14 protein-coding genes are annotated in these 15,416 nt (G+C 65.9%); 1 reads left to right on the top strand and 13 read right to left on the bottom strand.

Going from position 1 to position 15,416, the window contains the following annotated elements; genetic code table 11:
* Positions 1-37: 37 nt before the first annotated feature.
* The 12 genes from GO615_RS08555 to GO615_RS08500 form a co-directional block, all read right to left on the bottom strand.
* Entirely contained in the window at positions 38-1,027 is a 990-nt protein-coding gene (locus GO615_RS08555) for a D-2-hydroxyacid dehydrogenase family protein (RefSeq protein ID WP_169126940.1), read from the bottom strand.
* A gap of 15 nt (positions 1,028-1,042) precedes the next feature.
* On the bottom strand, positions 1,043-2,203 hold the full coding sequence (gene tcuB, locus GO615_RS08550; RefSeq protein ID WP_169126938.1) for a tricarballylate utilization 4Fe-4S protein TcuB: 1,161 nt from the start codon (positions 2,201-2,203) through the stop codon (positions 1,043-1,045).
* Positions 2,190-3,617, bottom strand: a complete 1,428-nt coding sequence (gene tcuA, locus GO615_RS08545) for an FAD-dependent tricarballylate dehydrogenase TcuA (protein WP_169126929.1) — start codon at positions 3,615-3,617, stop codon at positions 2,190-2,192. Before tcuA ends, tcuB begins: the two co-directional genes overlap by 14 nt.
* Positions 3,618-3,741: 124 nt before the next feature.
* Complete coding sequence (locus GO615_RS08540; protein WP_169126927.1) at positions 3,742-4,677, bottom strand: LysR family transcriptional regulator; 936 nt, start codon at positions 4,675-4,677, stop codon at positions 3,742-3,744.
* 212 nt (positions 4,678-4,889) lie between these two features.
* Positions 4,890-6,248 (bottom strand): class-II fumarase/aspartase family protein, encoded by a 1,359-nt coding sequence (locus GO615_RS08535; RefSeq protein ID WP_169126925.1) that lies wholly within the window; start codon positions 6,246-6,248, stop codon positions 4,890-4,892.
* A 54-nt stretch (positions 6,249-6,302) separates the two neighbouring features.
* The gene (locus GO615_RS08530) at positions 6,303-7,124 is read right to left on the bottom strand and encodes an HpcH/HpaI aldolase/citrate lyase family protein (protein ID WP_169126923.1); all 822 of its coding nucleotides are present in this window, start codon (positions 7,122-7,124) and stop codon (positions 6,303-6,305) included.
* A gap of 18 nt (positions 7,125-7,142) precedes the next feature.
* Entirely contained in the window at positions 7,143-8,324 is a 1,182-nt protein-coding gene (locus GO615_RS08525; protein WP_169126921.1) for a CaiB/BaiF CoA transferase family protein, read from the bottom strand.
* A gap of 10 nt (positions 8,325-8,334) precedes the next feature.
* Positions 8,335-9,180, bottom strand: coding sequence for an HTD2 family dehydratase (locus GO615_RS08520; RefSeq protein ID WP_169126919.1), 846 nt, complete (start codon positions 9,178-9,180; stop codon positions 8,335-8,337).
* A 73-nt stretch (positions 9,181-9,253) separates the two neighbouring features.
* Positions 9,254-10,537, bottom strand: coding sequence for a TRAP transporter large permease (locus GO615_RS08515; RefSeq protein ID WP_169126918.1), 1,284 nt, complete (start codon positions 10,535-10,537; stop codon positions 9,254-9,256).
* Complete coding sequence (locus GO615_RS08510; protein ID WP_169126917.1) at positions 10,534-11,214, bottom strand: TRAP transporter small permease; 681 nt, start codon at positions 11,212-11,214, stop codon at positions 10,534-10,536. Before GO615_RS08510 ends, GO615_RS08515 begins: the two co-directional genes overlap by 4 nt.
* Before the next feature lie 69 nt (positions 11,215-11,283).
* Positions 11,284-12,285: a DctP family TRAP transporter solute-binding subunit gene (locus GO615_RS08505; protein ID WP_169126916.1), complete on the bottom strand. Its 1,002-nt coding sequence runs from the start codon at positions 12,283-12,285 to the stop codon at positions 11,284-11,286.
* A 50-nt stretch (positions 12,286-12,335) separates the two neighbouring features.
* A complete protein-coding gene (locus tag GO615_RS08500; RefSeq protein WP_339379989.1) occupies positions 12,336-13,397 on the bottom strand; it encodes a 4-oxalomesaconate tautomerase in 1,062 nt (353 codons plus the stop codon).
* A gap of 166 nt (positions 13,398-13,563) precedes the next feature.
* On the opposite strand from GO615_RS08500, the gene GO615_RS08495 reads away from it, so the two are divergent.
* Positions 13,564-14,451, top strand: coding sequence for a LysR family transcriptional regulator (locus tag GO615_RS08495; protein WP_169126915.1), 888 nt, complete (start codon positions 13,564-13,566; stop codon positions 14,449-14,451).
* An 84-nt stretch (positions 14,452-14,535) separates the two neighbouring features.
* On the opposite strand, the gene GO615_RS08490 is transcribed toward GO615_RS08495, so the two are convergent.
* On the bottom strand, positions 14,536-15,384 hold the full coding sequence (locus tag GO615_RS08490; RefSeq protein WP_169126914.1) for a TorD/DmsD family molecular chaperone: 849 nt from the start codon (positions 15,382-15,384) through the stop codon (positions 14,536-14,538).
* Positions 15,385-15,416 lie beyond the last annotated feature (32 nt).

Below are 15,416 nucleotides of genomic sequence, written 5' to 3'. Positions count from 1 at the left end.
TGCAATAATCGCTACGACTTTTGCGAGAGCGGCATTATTAGGACCGCGCGGTTCCCTGACCGGATGTCGCCTGTTTCCCGGCCACGAATCGCCGTACATGGGCGAATGCCTCGCGAAAGTAGGCCTCGTAGGTATCCTGATCGACGAAGCCCAGATGCGGGGTGCACAGGATTGCCGGGTGGTTCAGATAAGGTGCCGCGCCATCCGGCTCGCCCTCGAAAACGTCGAGCGCTGCGGCGCCCGGTCGGCCACGGGCGAGCGCGTCGAGCAGGGCGCCCGGCGCGAGAAGTTCGGCACGGCTGGTGTTAACCAGTAAGGCATCCGGACGCATGCACGCAAGATTGTCGGCATCGATCATGTGGCGCGTGTCGGGGCCGAGCCGCAGATGCAGGGTCAGGACGTCGAGTTGCGCCAGGAACTCGCTGCGGTCGGCGATGAACTCGTATCCTGCACTCGCTGCCGCTTCCCGTGACTGCTCGCGCCCATGCACGACGATGCGCATCCCGAAGGCCCGTCCGATGGCCGCGACGCGAGCGCCGATCTTGCCGAGCGACCAGACGCCGAGCGTTCGACCGTGCACGGCTCGTCCGAGCTGTTCATCCTCGATGTGCTCGCGGCTCCGCTGCCACTGCCCCTGCGACAGCCGGGTCGCGTAGGGCAGCAAGCGCCGCGACGCAGCGAGGATCAACGCCCAAGTCAGCTCGGCCGGGGCGATCGGATTGCCGCCGCCGTCGCGGACTTCGACGCACCGCCGCTTGCAGGCCTCGAGATCGATGCAGCCGGAAAGCCGTCCGGTCTGGACGATCAGTTTCAGCCGCGGCAGGGCTTCGACGACACGAGCGGTGATCTGCGTGCGCTCGCGAATCAGCACCAGGCAGTCGGTATCCTGCAGCGCGGCGATCAGCGCGTCCTCGTCGGCGAGGCGTTCCGTGAGCGCCTGCAGGCTTACCGGGAGACCCGAGAGCTCCTTCGTCGCCGCGAGGCGCGGGACCAGGCCCTGATAGTCGTCGAGTACCGTCACTCTCATCATGTTGCTCCGGCGTCACTCGCTGCCGACGCCGACCGGATTGGGCGCGCGCTTCTCGATGGCCCATTTCAGCAGCGCAGCGGTGCGAAAGATGCCGTGGGCGAACTTGCCATAGGGCATCGTCAGGAACAGCGCCATCACCGCGCCGAGATGTGCGGCAAGGAGGAGTGCCATCGCTGCAGTGTCGCGTCCCGCGAGGAGCGCGAGGCCCGTGGCGCTGGTGAGCAGGAGCAGCGCGATGAAGCCGCGGTCCATCGGTTTTTGCGCGGCGTCCCCGTGCTGCGCATGGCGCCGCACGTTCAGCCACAGCAGGCCTGCCGGACCGATGAGCAAGCCGATCCCGCCCAGGGTGCCGAGCACGACGGGCAGACTCGTCAGCGCGTACGGCGCCGCCCAGCCGAAGACGTAGTGGTAGATCGTCGCCACACTGGTCGCAGCGAAGCACAGCATGAAGCCGTAGAAGGTCAGGTGGTGGAAGCGGCGGCGGGCGAGGGTGCTGGCGTCGTCCGCGTTCGGGCAGCCTTGCCCGTGGCCGCCGTCGAGGTACTTGAGCTTGAGCACGTCATGCGCCGTCTCCGCGATCGCCGCGGCATTGGGGTCTCCCGCCGAGATGCCGCGCCAGAATTTCGCGACCCCCAGGCCCAGCGCGACCGCGACGAACAGGAACACCGGCCCGAACATCGACACCAGCAGGTTGTGCGGGAAGGTCGCGTAGAAATCGCCGGCGAGCGGGGCATGGAACAACGTGCCATTCTTCGCCAGTGCCATCATCAGGAAGAGCGCGAGGCCGGCCGCAAGCGCCAGCGCGACGGTCAAGCCATTGTTGCGGTAGAGCGTGCCGAGACTGCTCGGCCACGCGAAGTCCGAGTAGGTCTGGCCGCGTACCTTGGCCATCGCCTGCGGGATGTTCACCGCAAACTCGTGCGGGGGTGCGTACTGGCATGCGTGGAGGCAGGCGCCGCAGTTGTGGCAGAGATTCGCGAGGTAATGGATGTCGGCCTGAGCGAATTCGAGCCGGCGCGTCATCGCCGGGAAAACCGCACAAAAGCCTTCGCAGTAGCGGCAGGCGTTGCAGATCTTCATCACGCGTTCGACTTCGGCTTCCGCGGCGCTGGGCGCGATGACGCCCTCGGCGAGATCGCTCGCTTCGCGGAGCAGGGCTTCAAGCTGCTGCATGTTCGACTCCTTCCTTCCTGGTCGCCGCGGCGGCCGAGGCGCCCGCGATACGTCCGAATACCGTGCCGATCGTCATGCCGACGCCAGCGGTGTAGCCCTGCCCGAGTACGTTGCCGGCCATCATTTCGCCGGCGACGAATAGATTGCGGCTGGGCTCACCCTTGAAGTGGGCGGCAGCCCGTTCATCGACCTTGAGGCCGAGGTAGGTGAAGGTGATGCCGGGCTTGAGTGCGTAGCCGTAGAAGGGAGCGGTATCGAGCGGCAAGGCCCAGTGGGTCTTGGCCGGCGTCACGCCTTCCGTATGGCAGTCGTCGAGCACCGTGTGGTCGAAGGTGCCGACGCGGCAGGCGGCGTTGTAGTCGCGCACCGTGCGCACGAAAGCCTGCTCGTCGAGACCGAGCTGGCGAGCGAGACCTTCGAGCGTGTCCGCCTTCGCACCGGGGAACACAGGGGGCATGAAGCGTCCGACGGCTTTCGAGTCGATGACCGAAAAGCCGACCTGGCCGGGCTGCTGGGCAACGAGCCGGCCCCAGATCGCGTAGCGCTTGGGCCAGAAATCCTCGCCTTCGTCGTAGAAGCGCTGCGCATGCTTGTTGACGACGATGCCGAGGGAGACGCAGTCGATGCGCGTGCAGATCCCGCCGTCGTAGAGCGGCGCACGCGCGTCGACCGCGACGCAGTGCGATTGCGAGGGATCGCCGATCGTGTCCGCGCCGGCCTCCATCATCGCTTTCAGCAGCACGCCACGATTGAAGCGCGTGCCGCGGATCGCGAAATTGTCCGCCGGCCACTCGCCGTCGGCGTTCTGTCCCCAGGCTTCGCGCAGCCACTCCCGGTTGGATTCGAAGCCGCCGGACGCGACCACGCAGGCACGTGCCGCGATGCGCTCCTGCCCGATCCAGGCGGCACGGAACTGGCCATCGACCACTTCCAGGCGATCCACCGGCGCCTCGTAGCGGATCTGCACGCCGAGCGCTTCGGCGCTGCGGTAATAGGCGTTCACCAGCGCCTTTCCGCCCCCCATGAAAAAGGCATTGGTGCGCGAGAGATGCAGCGTGCCCGACAGCGAGGGCTGGAAATGCACGCCGTGTTTGCGCATCCAGTCACGGCAGCGCGAGGACTCGCGGATCGCCAGCCGCGCGAGTTGCTCGTTGGTGCGACCACCGGTCACCTTCTTGAGGTCCTGCCAGAACTCTTCCTCGGGATAGGCGTCGGTGAGGACGTCCTGCGGGGCGTCGTGCATGCAGCGCAGGTTGCGCGTGTGGCTGGAGTTGCCGCCACGCCATTCGCGCGGTGCGGCCTCCAGCAGCAGCACGGAAGCGCCCGCCTCGCGGGCGGTCAGCGCTGCACACAAGGCCGCATTGCCACCGCCGATGACGAGCACGTCGGGGGTGCTCGAGGTATCTTGTTTCATGTCCTGAACTCCATTCGGGGCTGGTTCCTCGTCGTGCGCTCACCGCAATCTGCGGACTCCGCACGTCGACAGCTCCACTATCGTGTCTGGCGTACCGCCTGCCCTAAGCCGCTCCGATATCGCCTCATCTCGAATCGAGATGGCTGGTCGTGACGCCGCGCCAGCGCCCCTCGTCAATGAGCTGATTCACGACGCGGGTCACCATGCCGCGCGTCGCCAGCGCGGCCGGCGACAGCTCGTCGTCGGAGAGACTGCACAGGAGATTCCGGCGGGAAGTCCCGTCGTCCGTGATCTCGCTCCAGCTCAGGCGCGACACCGCATCGGGCTGGCGCGCGAGCGCTGCCCAGGGTTGCAGCGTTGCCGCCATGCCGCGCGCCACCATGTCCATCAGCACATACAGCGAATCGACTTCGGCGATGACTGCGGGACGCACGCCGAGCGCCGTGAACGCGGCGTCGATGACCCGCCGCAGACCGTGGCGCGGAGTCGGCAGCACAAGCGGGACGTCGACGATGTCCGCGAGGCGCGTCGGCAAGGCCGAGGGGCGTGCGTTGGCACCGCAGATGAAGAACAGTCGCTCTTCCAGCAGGGGCTGCACACTGCAGCGGCTCGCAGGTCCGGTGTCGAAGAGGACGGCGAGATCGAGCTCGCGGCCGTTCAACATCTGGCCAAGGTGACCGGACATGCCCTCGACGAGGTGAATACGGATGTCCGGATAGTGCTCGCGCATCGCTTCGATCAGAGGGAAGCCGAGCACCCCGGACGTCGATGGCGCAAGGCCGATACTGACGATGCCCGACAGGCGCGATTGCTGCGCGGCCGTCGCAGCCTCCTTGGCATGGCGCAGGGCAAGCTGCGCATGGGCGAGGAAGGCGATGCCGGCATCGGTCGGCATCACCCCGGTCGCGGTACGCTGCAACAGCCGTGTCGCGAGCTCGCCTTCAAGGCGCTGGATCTGCAGGCTCACCGCGGATTGAGCGATCCCGAGATCGAGCGCAGCCTGGCTGATGCTGCCGAGCTCGATCGTGCGCACCAGATAGCGCAGCTGTCTGAGTTCCATGCTGTAGCCCTCCTTTGGCGATCTCTCTCCGCGATGCGAGTCACCGCTGCGCTAATTCGTGCTCAGCACTGCCACGGCTGCGAGTTCGTCGGATTCCTCACGTCCGTCCGGCGTACGCTTGACGACCGGGGCCGACTCGCGGGCGGGAGACTCCCTCCCGCGGAACGGCTGTGACCTGCTTTCCGGCAATGACCGTGTCTGCGTTGCGTCGCTCATCGCACCGCTCCCGCCGCCCGCTGCAGCACCTTGTCGACCATTACACCGGCCTGCCCGAGGTAGTTCGCCGGATCGCACAAGCGCGCGAGTGCGTCACGGTCGAGGTGGACGTTGATCTCGGGATGTTCGGCAAGGATGTCGAGCAGCGGCCGATTCGTGCGGATCGCCTCGCGGCACAGGTCGTAGACCAGGTCGTGCGCGTACTCGCGGCCGATGTAGGGGCCGAGCCCCATCATGACCGCTTCGGACATGACGAGACCGTTGGTGATGTCGATGTTCGCGCGCATCTTCGCCGCGTCCACCTCGAGTCCCTCGAGCACGAAGCGCGTCTGCTTGAGCGCGCCGGCGAGGAGGCAGAAGGCCTCGGGCAAGGCGATCCACTCGATCTCCCACGGGCCGGTCGAGCGCTCGTGGTCGGCGATCATCGCATCCATCAGCGCCGCGGCGTGCTGGCGCACGACCGACACGGCGGCGTGGATGTAGCAGCTCGAGATCGGGTTGCGCTTCTGCGGCATCGTGCTGCTCGAACCGCGGCCCGGGTGGAAGGGTTCGAACACCTCGGCCACCTCGTGCTGCATCATCAGCTTGACGTCCATCGCGATCTTGCCGAGCGAGCCGCCGACCAGGCCGAGGAAGGCGCCGACCTCGGCGATCGTGTCGCGAACCGTGTGCCATGCGATGTCCGGCTGGGAGAGACCGAGTTCCTCCATCAGGCCAGCCTGGGTCTCCATCGCGCCCCGCTCGATCGACGCGAGCGTGCCGCAGGCGCCGCCGAACTCGCCCATCAGCACGCGCGGTCGGAGTTGCGCGAGGCGCTCGCGGTGGCGTTCGATGCCGGCGAGGATCGCGGCGGTCTTGAAGCCGAAGGTGACGGGAATGGCCTGCTGCAGGTTGCTGCGGCCGATCACCGGCGTGTCGCGATGGCGGCGCGAGATTTCCACGAGGGCCGCAGAGATGCCCTGCAGGTCGGCGTCAACCAGTTCCAGGGCCTCGCGGATCTGCAGCACGGTGGCCGTATCGGTGATGTCCTGCGTCGTTGCGCCCCAGTGGCAGTATTCGCCCAGTTTGTCGCGGCACAGCGCGTTGAGCTGCGAGACGACACCGAGCACCGGATAGCCGATGCGCTCGGTCGCCGCACGCAGCTTGTCCATGTCGATCTTGTCGATGTCGCAGTTCTTGACGATCTCGTCGGCGGCTTCCTGCGGAATGATGCCGAGCCGCCCCTGCACGACGGCGAGTGCGCGCTCGATTTCCACGTATTTGGCGGTGCGGTTGCGGTCGGACCAGACCTGACGCATTGCGTCGGTGCTGAAGATGTTGCCGAAGATGCTTGAATCGATGATGGTCGCGCCCATGGCACGTTCTCCTGAATGCTTGAAATGTGGGAATGCTGGATTGGGGTCGTGCGGCTAGCCGTGGCTGGAGCGGCTGCGCGCAACGATCGCCTGCGCCTTGAGCACCACCGGACGATCGATCATGCGGCCGTCGAGCTGCACGGCGCCCTCGGAGTCCTGCGCCGCAGCGAGCACGCGCTCGGCCCACGCCAGCTCCTCGGCGGTCGGGCGGCAGGCTTCGTGGATGACGGCGACCTGCCTGGGGTGAATGCACAGCTTCGCGCCGAAACCGAAGGCGCGCGCGGAGGCGAAATCCGCGCGGATGCGGACCTCGTCGTCGATGGCGGGCGTCACGCCGGCGACCGGAGAGGGGAGCTCGGCGCAGCGCGATGCGATCGCGATCCGGGCCGAGGCGTAGGCGAGGCCGGCCTCGTCGCCCGACAGATCGAGGTCGACCGCATAGTCCAGCGTGCCGAACGCGAGCCGCAGCACGCCCTCGCTCGCCGCGATGTCGTCCACGTTGCGCACGCCGCGCGCCGTCTCGATCAGCGGCAACACCGCGACCGTCGGCGAAGTGGCGTCGACGACCTGACGGACCTGCTCGCGCCATTCGGTCTTCGGCAGCATGACCTGACGGATCCCGATGGCTTCGAGCAGCGCGAGGTCGTCCGCAAAGAAGGGTGACTGCGCGTCGTTGATGCGCACGACGATGCGTGAGGCATCGTCCGCGTGGCCGGGGAACCAGTCCGCGATCGCATCCCGTGCGAGGGATTTCTCGGCAGCGGCGACGGCATCCTCCAGGTCGAGGACGATTGCCCCGGCTCCGGCAGCCAGCGCCTTGTCGAAACGCTCGGGCCGGTTGCCCGGCACGAAGAGATAGGTGATCGGCATCTGCATGGTCGGAACTCCCGCCGCTCAGATCACGCCGTCACGGCGCAGGGCCGCGATGCGCTCGGCTTCGTAGCCGAGTCCCGCAAGGATCGCCGCGCTGTGCTCGCCGAGCGCGGGAACGGGGTCCATGCGCGGCTCGCCCTCTTCCCACGACCCGGGGGGGAGCAAGGCCGGCACGACGCCGGCGGCGGTGCCGACCTCACGCCAGCGACCGCGCGCCTTGAGCTGCGGGTGCTCCCACACGGCGTGCATGTCATTCACGTGGGCGTTGGCGATCTGCGCCTCTTCCAGGCGCGCGATGACCTGCTCGGAGGTCAGCGCGCTAAACGCGTCGAGGATGATCGCGCGCAGCTCATCACGCGCTGCGCTGCGCCGCGAGTTGCTCGAAAAACGCTCCTCGCGTGCGAGCCCGGGCTGCAACAGCACCTTCTCGCAGAACGCGCCCCATTCGCGCTCGTTCTGCAGGCCGAGCATGACGACCTTGCCATCGCCGGCCGGGAACGGCCCGTAGGGATAGATCGTTGCGTGCGAGGCGCCGGTGCGGCGCGGCGGTGAGGCGCCGTCGATTGCGTAATAGAGCGGATAGTTCATCCACTCGACGAGGCTCTCCAGCATCGAGATGTCGAGGTGCTGGCCGCGGCCGGTCTTCTGCCGCTGCAGCAGCGCCGCGAGGATGTTGCTGTAGGCGTACATACCGGCCGAGATGTCGGCAATCGACGGCCCCGCCTTCGACGGCTCGGCTTCCGTACCGGTCACCGACAGGAAACCGGACTCGCTCTGGATCAGCAGGTCGTAGGCCTTCTTGTCGCGGTACGGGCCGTCGCTGCCGTAACCCGAAATGTCGCACACGATGATCTCCGGCTTCAACGCGGAAAGCTCGCGGTACGACAGGCCCAGGCGGGCGGCGGCACCGGGCGCGAGGTTCTGCACGACGATGTCGGCCTCCTCGACGATCAGGCGCTTGAGGATCGCCTGCGCCTCGGGATGCTTGACGTCCAGCGTCAGGCTTTCCTTCGAGCGGTTGGTCCACACGAAGTGCGACGCCAGCCCGCGCACGCGCTCGTCGTAGCCGCGGGCGAAATCGCCGACACCCGGGCGCTCGACCTTGATGACCCGCGCGCCGAGATCGGCGAGCTGACGTGTCGCGAACGGCGCGGCGATCGCGTGCTCGAGCGTGATGACGGTAATGCCTTCCAGGGGTCTCATCGCGCGCTCCTCACTTGATCACCGCGGTGGCTTCCATCGTCAGCCAGTCTTCGTGGTCCTTCGCCCACAGGCGAATCGTCTTGCCGTCCGCCTGCGGCTCGCCGCAGACGAAGAAGTGGTTGATGTCGAACACGGGGCGGATCGCGCGGAACTCGTAACGGACGACCTCGGCGTCGGGCATCTCGTGGCGTAGCAGGTCGAGCAGCAGCGTCGCGATCATCGGGCCATGGACGATCAGGCCCGGATAGCCCTCGACCTCGGTCACGTACTTGCGGTCGTAATGGATGCGGTGGCCGTTGAAGGTCAGCGCCGAGTAGCGGAACAGCAGCACGTCGTCCGGCACCCACTTCTTCTCCCAGGTCGAGCTCGCGGGGGCGGCCTTCGGCGGCGGCGCGACGTCCTCGGGTTTCGGCGCCTCGCGATAGACGATGTCGTGGAACTCGGTGAGGGCAACGTCCGATTCCCCCTCACGGCGGATCTCGTGGCGCACCTTCACGAACACCAGCGGCCCGGTGCGCCCGGTCTTCTCGGTGACGTCGTGGATCGTCGAGGTGCGCGTCATGGCATCACCGATGCGCAGCGGCTTGTGGAACTCAAACTGGCTGCCTGCCCACATGCGACGCGGCAGCGGCACGGGCGGCAGGAAGCCGCCGCGCTTGGCGTGGCCGTCGGGGCCGATTTCCGATTGCTTGTGCAGCGGCAGGAAGTACAGCCAGTGCCACAGCGCGGGCAACGCGGTGCCCACCGGGGGCCGAACCGCTTCGCGGTCGAAGGTCGCCGACAGCGCGGCATACGGGGTCGCCGTCGCGATGTCGGAGACTTCCTCCGCGCGGCCGATCCATTCTTTGAGGTTCATGTTGGGTTCTCCGTGGGGTATGACGAGGATGACTCGCTCCCCCGACGGCCCCGCTGGGGCCGCCGGGCACGCATCACATCATTCCGAGGGTCTTGGGCAGCCACAGCGTGAGCGGCGGCCAGTAGGTGACGATCGCGAGGAACACCAGCATCGTCAGCAGCCAGGGGCCGACGGCCTTGCTCATGTCCGTCAGGCCGAGCTTGCTGATGCCGCTCGCGACGTAGAGGTTCAGGCCGACCGGGGGCGTGATCATCCCGATCTCCATGTTCACCGTGATCATGATTCCGAAATGCACCGGATCGATGCCGAGGCTCATCGCGATGGGGAACAGGATCGGCGCGAAGATCAGGATGATCGACGCCGGTTCCATGAAGTTGCCGGCGATCAGCAGGATGATGTTCGCCATCAGCAGGAAGCCGATCACCCCCAGTCCGCTTGCGACGATCCATTCGGACATCGCCTGCGGGATCTGCTCGTTGGTGAGCAGGAAGGAGAACATCACGGCGTTGGTGATGATGTAGAGGAGCATCGCCGACAGGTTCGCCGACGAGATCAACACCTGCTTGAGATCGGACAGGCGCAGATCCTTGTAGACGAAGGTGGCGATCACGAACGCATAGACCGCACTCATCGCCGCTGCCTCGGTCGCGGTGAAGATGCCGGTGTAGATCCCGCCCATGACGACGATGATCAGCAGCAAACCCCAGATCGACTCGCGGAAAGCCTTGGCGCGCTGGGCCCAGGTGGCTCGTGCGGCGCGCGGATAGTTGTTCTTGCGCGCAATCCACCAGGTCGTGAACATCAGCATCGCGGCAAGCACCAGGCCCGGAACGACCCCCGCCATGAACAGTGCGCCGATCGAGCTGTTGGTCGACACGGCGTACATCACCATCGCGATCGACGGCGGAATCAGGATCCCCAGCCCGCCGGCGGAGGCAACCACGCCCGCGCCGAACTTGTTCGGGTAGCCCGCCTTGACCATCGCCGGCAGCAGGATCGAACCGACTGCCACGACCGTCGCCGGACTCGAACCCGACACTGCGGCGAACAGCGAACACGCGACCACGGCGCTCAAACCGAGACCACCGGGTAGATGCCCGACCATCGAGGTCGCAAACGCGATCATCCGCTTCGCCACCCCGCCATGCGTCAGGAAGTTGCCCGCGAGGATGAAGAACGGCACCGCCATGATTTCGAACTTCTCGATGCCGGTGAAGAGCTTGAGGGCGACACTCTCGATCGGCACCTGGGTCATGAAGAACAGGAAGCTCAGGACCGTCAGGCCGAGCGAGATCGAGATCGGCATGCCGCTGATCATCAGGACCAGCAGCAGCACGAAGATGACAGCGGCGCTCATCGCACACCCCCGGTTTTGTCATGGATTTTCTTGCCGAGGTCGCGCGGATACACGTCGCTCGGATCGGGCATGTCGAGCCCGACGTCGACCTCCTCGTCCATGCCTTCGACATGGCCGTGGTCGTGATGCGGCAGCTCGCCGGTGCGGATGAAGGACCGGCATACCTGCAGGAAGCGGAAACACATCAGGGCACTGCCGAGCGGGATCGCGGAATAGACGACCCAGGTCGGCCACTCGAGGTCGACCGTCGTCGGCCCCTCCAGCGCTTCGCCCGTATCGAGGCCGAGCGTGCTGAAGATCGCGTAGTGGGCACCGTTCTCCCACACGAAATGGCCGCCTAGCGTCGCGATGATGCCGGTGAAGAACGCGCCCGCGAGCAGGCCGAAGATGACGAACTTGGCGCGCGTGCGATCGGGCAGGCGGTTGATCAGCACATCGACGCCGACGTGGATGCCGGTGCGCACGCCGTAGGCGGCGCCGAACTTCGCCATCCACACGAACATGATGATCGTGAGTTCCTGTGCCCAGCTCATGTTGATCGAGATGAGCCAGTCCTGCACGACGGGAATCGGGAGTCCGGCGCCGTAGCGATGGACCACTGCGGCGAAGGTAATGACCGTCGCGCCGCCAATCAGGAGCGTGACGAGCCATTCCTCCAGAGCATCGAGGAATTTCATGGGGATCTCCTTGCGGAGTTAGGGGGAGCGGCAGTCGGACGTTCGCGTCCGGCCTGCCGTGGGGGATACTTAGTTCTGTGCGACCGTCGCGGTTTCCTTGCGGATCGCGTCGATCAACTCACGCCCGACACGGGGGGCCATCTCTTCCTGAACGGGCATCATGGCCTTCATCCATGCGTCCTTTTCCTGCGGGGAGGGCGTATGGACTTCCGTCTTGCCGGAGGCCTTGATCGCGGCCAGAGACTTCGCATCGTCCTCGACGGCGACCTTGCGATTGAACTCCGTCGCGTCCTTGACTGCAGCCTCGAGTTCCGTGCGGATATCGGCAGGCAGCTTGTCCCAGAAGGGTTTGTTGGCGACGACCACGTAACCGCTGTAAGTATGATTGGTCAGGGTCAGGTGCTTCTGCACCTCGTACTGCTTCTGCGTGTAGAGATTGGAGAGGTTGCCGTCGGCGCCGTCGACCACTCCCGTCTGCAGCGCCTGGTAGACCTCGGAGAACGCCATCGTCTGCGGCAACGCGCCGATCGACTTCATGATCGACTGATTCACCTTCGACGAGTTGATGCGGATCTTCTGCCCCTTGGCCTGGTCAGGCGTGCGGATCGGCTTGTTCGAGCTCAGGACGCGGAACCCGGCATCCCAGTACGAAAGCCCGACGAAGCCGCGCGGTTCGAGCTTCTTCAGCAGTGACGCCCCGATCGGCCCCTGGGTGATACGGTGCAGCGCGGCGTCATTCGGGAAGATGTACGGGAGATCGAAGACCTCGAACTCCTTCACGCCCGCAGGCCCGAACTTGCCCGCAACCGGCGCCAACATATGCACAGACCCCATCTGCAGCGCTTCGAGCTCCTCCTTGTCCTTGTACAAGGTGCTGTTCGCGTAGATCTCGACCTTCACGCGGCCCTTCGTGCGCTCCTCGGCCACCTTCTTGAAGTGCTCGGCTGCGCGCCCCTTGGGCGTGTCGGCGGCTGCGACGTGCGCGAACTTGATGACGATCGGGCTCTGCGCGAACGCCCCGCCGGAAAAGGCGATACCGACTGCAGCGGTCAATGCAATGATGGTTCTCATGTTTGGTCTCCTTGGTGTGAGCGTGAAACTGTTTTGATTACGGTGATGAATCAGGTCGCCGTCCGCACGTACACCTCGCCACTGAGCAGTGGTCGCGCCGACGTCACGATCGAGGCCGAGTCGATGACCGGCACGTCGTGGATGGCATGCTGTGCGATGTGCAGGTCACAGGCCATCTGGCCGCTCGGGTGCTCGATGACGATGCGGTACGGGGTGTTTTCGTCGATCTCTGCGAGCTCCTCCGCGACGGTGTCCGGCGTGTGACAGGCCGCCGCCAGTGCCAATGCGCCCGTGGCCGCGTGCACCGGATGGCAGCTCGAGGGAACGAAATAGCGCGACGCAATGCTTCCACCGTTGCGCGGCGCCGCGATCATCGCGATCTTCGGTACCCCGCGATCCGGTGAAACCTCCAGCCTCATGAGGGTCGCGGCGGCAACGCGAATCGACTCCAGGCGCTGAAGAAAGTCGGCGTCGCCGTCGAGTTCTTCCTTCGACTCGTGCCCTGTCTTGCCGAGAGAGACCGCCTTCACGAAAACGATGGGAATCGCGAAATCCATGCAGGTAACGGGAAGCCCATCGATCACATCCTGGGCATTTCCGGTCGGGAGCAGGCGCCCGGTCCGCGTCCCCGCCGGATCGAGAAAATTGAGGGTCACGGGCGCGCTGCTGCCCGGCACACCGTCGAGATGAAAGCTCCCCTCGTAGGTCACTTTTCCACCGGGCGTCTGCACGATCGCCTCGACTTGCTTGCCGCTATTGATATTCAGGATGCGAACGCGCGTGACCGGGCTGGACGCCTTGACCAGGCCGCGTTCGAGTGCAAACGGCCCCACCGCAGCGAGCATGTTGCCGCTGTTGGGCAGCACATCGACCAGATCGCGGGCTACCGAGACTTGGGCGAAGAGATACTCCACATCGACATCGGGCCGGCGCGACGGCGCCACGATCACGACCTTGCTGCTTAGGTCGTTGCCTCCACCCATGCCATCGATCTGCCGAAGATCAGGGGACCCCATCGCTGCGAGCAGAAGGCGATCGCGGGCGGTCGTGTCGTCGGGCAGGCTCTCCGCGAGGAAGAACAACCCCTTCGACGATCCGCCTCGCATCAGCACACACGGAATGTGATCCACTTGCCTGTCTCCTTGTTGCACGTTCTGCTGTTTTATGAGGCAATGTTAGACACGCTGTAGTGATTACTGAAATGCAACGGATGTCGGTTTTATTGCGATTTGCGCATAGCCGGATCCCTCCGCCCTGCCTTGAGTGCGAGGACATGAGATGAAGATCGATTTCGACGGCATCCAGGCGTTCGTGGTGATTGCCGAACTGGGCGGATTCAGCAAGGCCGCGGAGCACCTCCATGTCACGCAGACGGCGCTGACACGCCGCGTGCAGAAACTCGAGAGCTACCTCGGATTGCGGCTCCTCGACCGCACGACGCGCTACGTCGAGCTCACGGCCGTCGGACGCGAGTTTCTTCCCCAAGCCAAGGCCATCGTGGGGGAGATGACGCTTGCTGTCGGCCGACTGAAGGACATGTCGAAGAATGCTCGCGGGAGCTTCACCCTCGCCTGCGTGCCGACGATGGCCTCACACGTCCTGCCTGCGGCAATCCGGCGTTACCGGGAATCCCATCCCGGCAACCGGGTGCGTCTGATCGACACGACCGCCTTCGAAGTCCGCGACGCGGTACTCCACGGCCAAGCCGAACTCGGAATCGGAATTCCCACGGAGCGCCATCCGGAGCTTATTGAAACGCCGCTCCTGGAAGACCCGCTGATGTTCTTCTGCCGCGAGGAACATCCCCTCAGTCATCGAGAGGCCGTTACCTGGTCAGATATGCGCGAAACCGAGCTGGTCGTCGTCAGCAGCATGACTGCCACACGGGTCTTCATGGACTACCAACTGGCGAAGCGCGGAATCAGCCTCAGCGGGGCCTACGAGGTTCAACACCACGCCACGGCCATCAGTCTCGTCGCCGCGGGTGTCGGGACGGCCATTCTTCCTGCATCGACGCTCGAGGAGGGGGCCCGGCCGGGCGTGTGCCGGATTCCATTGGTCAGCCCGGTCGTCAAGAGAAGAATCACTCTGCTTCGTCGCAAGAACAGCACCCTGTCGCCTGCGGCAAACGCATTCTTCGAATTGCTGAAGAGCGGCGCCCAGTGAGGGGTTGGAGTAAGGTGATCGCGGCCAGCGAGTGCCCGGTCACGCGCCGGCCGAATGACCGTGCCGGCGGTCCTTCCGCCGGCGTCATCCGTAACGCGACCCCGTGCGCGGCCCGGGCGGCGTGCCGCGCGAGTAGCCGCGAGCCTCGTCGCGTCGGTCCGGCGGAATGGCGAGGTGATCCGTCGCCAGCCCTTTTTCACGCAGGCGCTGTGCGATGAAGTCGAGGTCTTCGGGTGTCACGCCGCGGATGGCCCGGTCGTGCCTGGCCTTCGTGATCGCCTTGTGGGCGCGAGCTTCGGCGGGTGACAGGGGCGCGGCCTCCGCGTCGTGGGCGACTGCGAGGGCAAGGAGGCGGGCAAGCGGTAGCCACGGGTTCGGGGTGTCGGCCGCTGCGAGGTCGCGCACGAAGGCGGGGAGCCAGCGCTTTACGTAGTCGTGGAGGAAGTGCGGGGGATTCACCGGCGGCTGCGACGCATCGGCCGAGGCCGCTTCGGCTCCGAGCAGGTAGAGCAGGGCGACGAATTCGAGTTGCACGGAGAGGTGGTCGGAGAGGTCGTGGAAGTCGGGGCCGCGTTCGACGCCGCAGCGGCGGTAGGCCCCTTCCATCGCCGCGACGGTGCCGCCGTTGATCGCGCCGTCGAGGTAGGTGCCGGTGGTGATCTGGATCGTACGCGGCGGGCTCACGAACAGGGCGCTGTAGCGCTGCAGCAGCGCCGCATGGTCGGGGATTGCGGCGATCGCAGTGCGGTAGTCGGCGAGCGCGTCGGCGCCGCCGTAGCCGAGGAGGTCATCCAGTTCGGCGAGGTCGTCGGCGAGTGCGTCGCGCATCGCGGCGAAGTGTTCCGGCTGTAGCGGCGTCAGGAAGGCGCGTGCGAGGCACAGGTAGAACTCGCCGCGTTCGGCCAGGGATTCGATGTGGCGGGTGTCCATCATGGGGCGTTCCGGAAGTTGTGTAGGTGGGGGAT

This window comes from Aromatoleum evansii (genome assembly GCF_012910805.1).
Taxonomy (GTDB): domain Bacteria; phylum Pseudomonadota; class Gammaproteobacteria; order Burkholderiales; family Rhodocyclaceae; genus Aromatoleum; species Aromatoleum evansii.
Note: the sequence above shows the minus strand (reverse complement) of the source record. Positions and strands in the feature narration are given on the sequence as shown.

Bases quoted from the DNA above. Each gene is read 5' to 3' on its own strand.
- GO615_RS08535 (WP_169126925.1), bottom strand. From the start codon at position 6,248: ATGGGCGCGACCATCATCGATTCAAGCATCTTCGGCAACATCTTCAGC.
- GO615_RS08520 (WP_169126919.1), bottom strand. From the start codon at position 9,180: ATGAACCTCAAAGAATGGATCGGCCGCGCGGAGGAAGTCTCCGACATC.
- GO615_RS08525 (WP_169126921.1), bottom strand. From the start codon at position 8,324: ATGAGACCCCTGGAAGGCATTACCGTCATCACGCTCGAGCACGCGATC.
- GO615_RS08495 (WP_169126915.1), top strand. From the start codon at position 13,564: ATGAAGATCGATTTCGACGGCATCCAGGCGTTCGTGGTGATTGCCGAA.
- GO615_RS08510 (WP_169126917.1), bottom strand. From the start codon at position 11,214: ATGAAATTCCTCGATGCTCTGGAGGAATGGCTCGTCACGCTCCTGATT.
- GO615_RS08490 (WP_169126914.1), bottom strand. From the start codon at position 15,384: ATGATGGACACCCGCCACATCGAATCCCTGGCCGAACGCGGCGAGTTC.
- tcuB (WP_169126938.1), bottom strand. From the start codon at position 2,203: ATGCAGCAGCTTGAAGCCCTGCTCCGCGAAGCGAGCGATCTCGCCGAG.
- GO615_RS08555 (WP_169126940.1), bottom strand. From the start codon at position 1,027: ATGAGAGTGACGGTACTCGACGACTATCAGGGCCTGGTCCCGCGCCTC.
- GO615_RS08540 (WP_169126927.1), bottom strand. From the start codon at position 4,677: ATGGAACTCAGACAGCTGCGCTATCTGGTGCGCACGATCGAGCTCGGC.
- GO615_RS08515 (WP_169126918.1), bottom strand. From the start codon at position 10,537: ATGAGCGCCGCTGTCATCTTCGTGCTGCTGCTGGTCCTGATGATCAGC.
- tcuA (WP_169126929.1), bottom strand. From the start codon at position 3,617: ATGAAACAAGATACCTCGAGCACCCCCGACGTGCTCGTCATCGGCGGT.
- GO615_RS08530 (WP_169126923.1), bottom strand. From the start codon at position 7,124: ATGCAGATGCCGATCACCTATCTCTTCGTGCCGGGCAACCGGCCCGAG.
- GO615_RS08505 (WP_169126916.1), bottom strand. From the start codon at position 12,285: ATGAGAACCATCATTGCATTGACCGCTGCAGTCGGTATCGCCTTTTCC.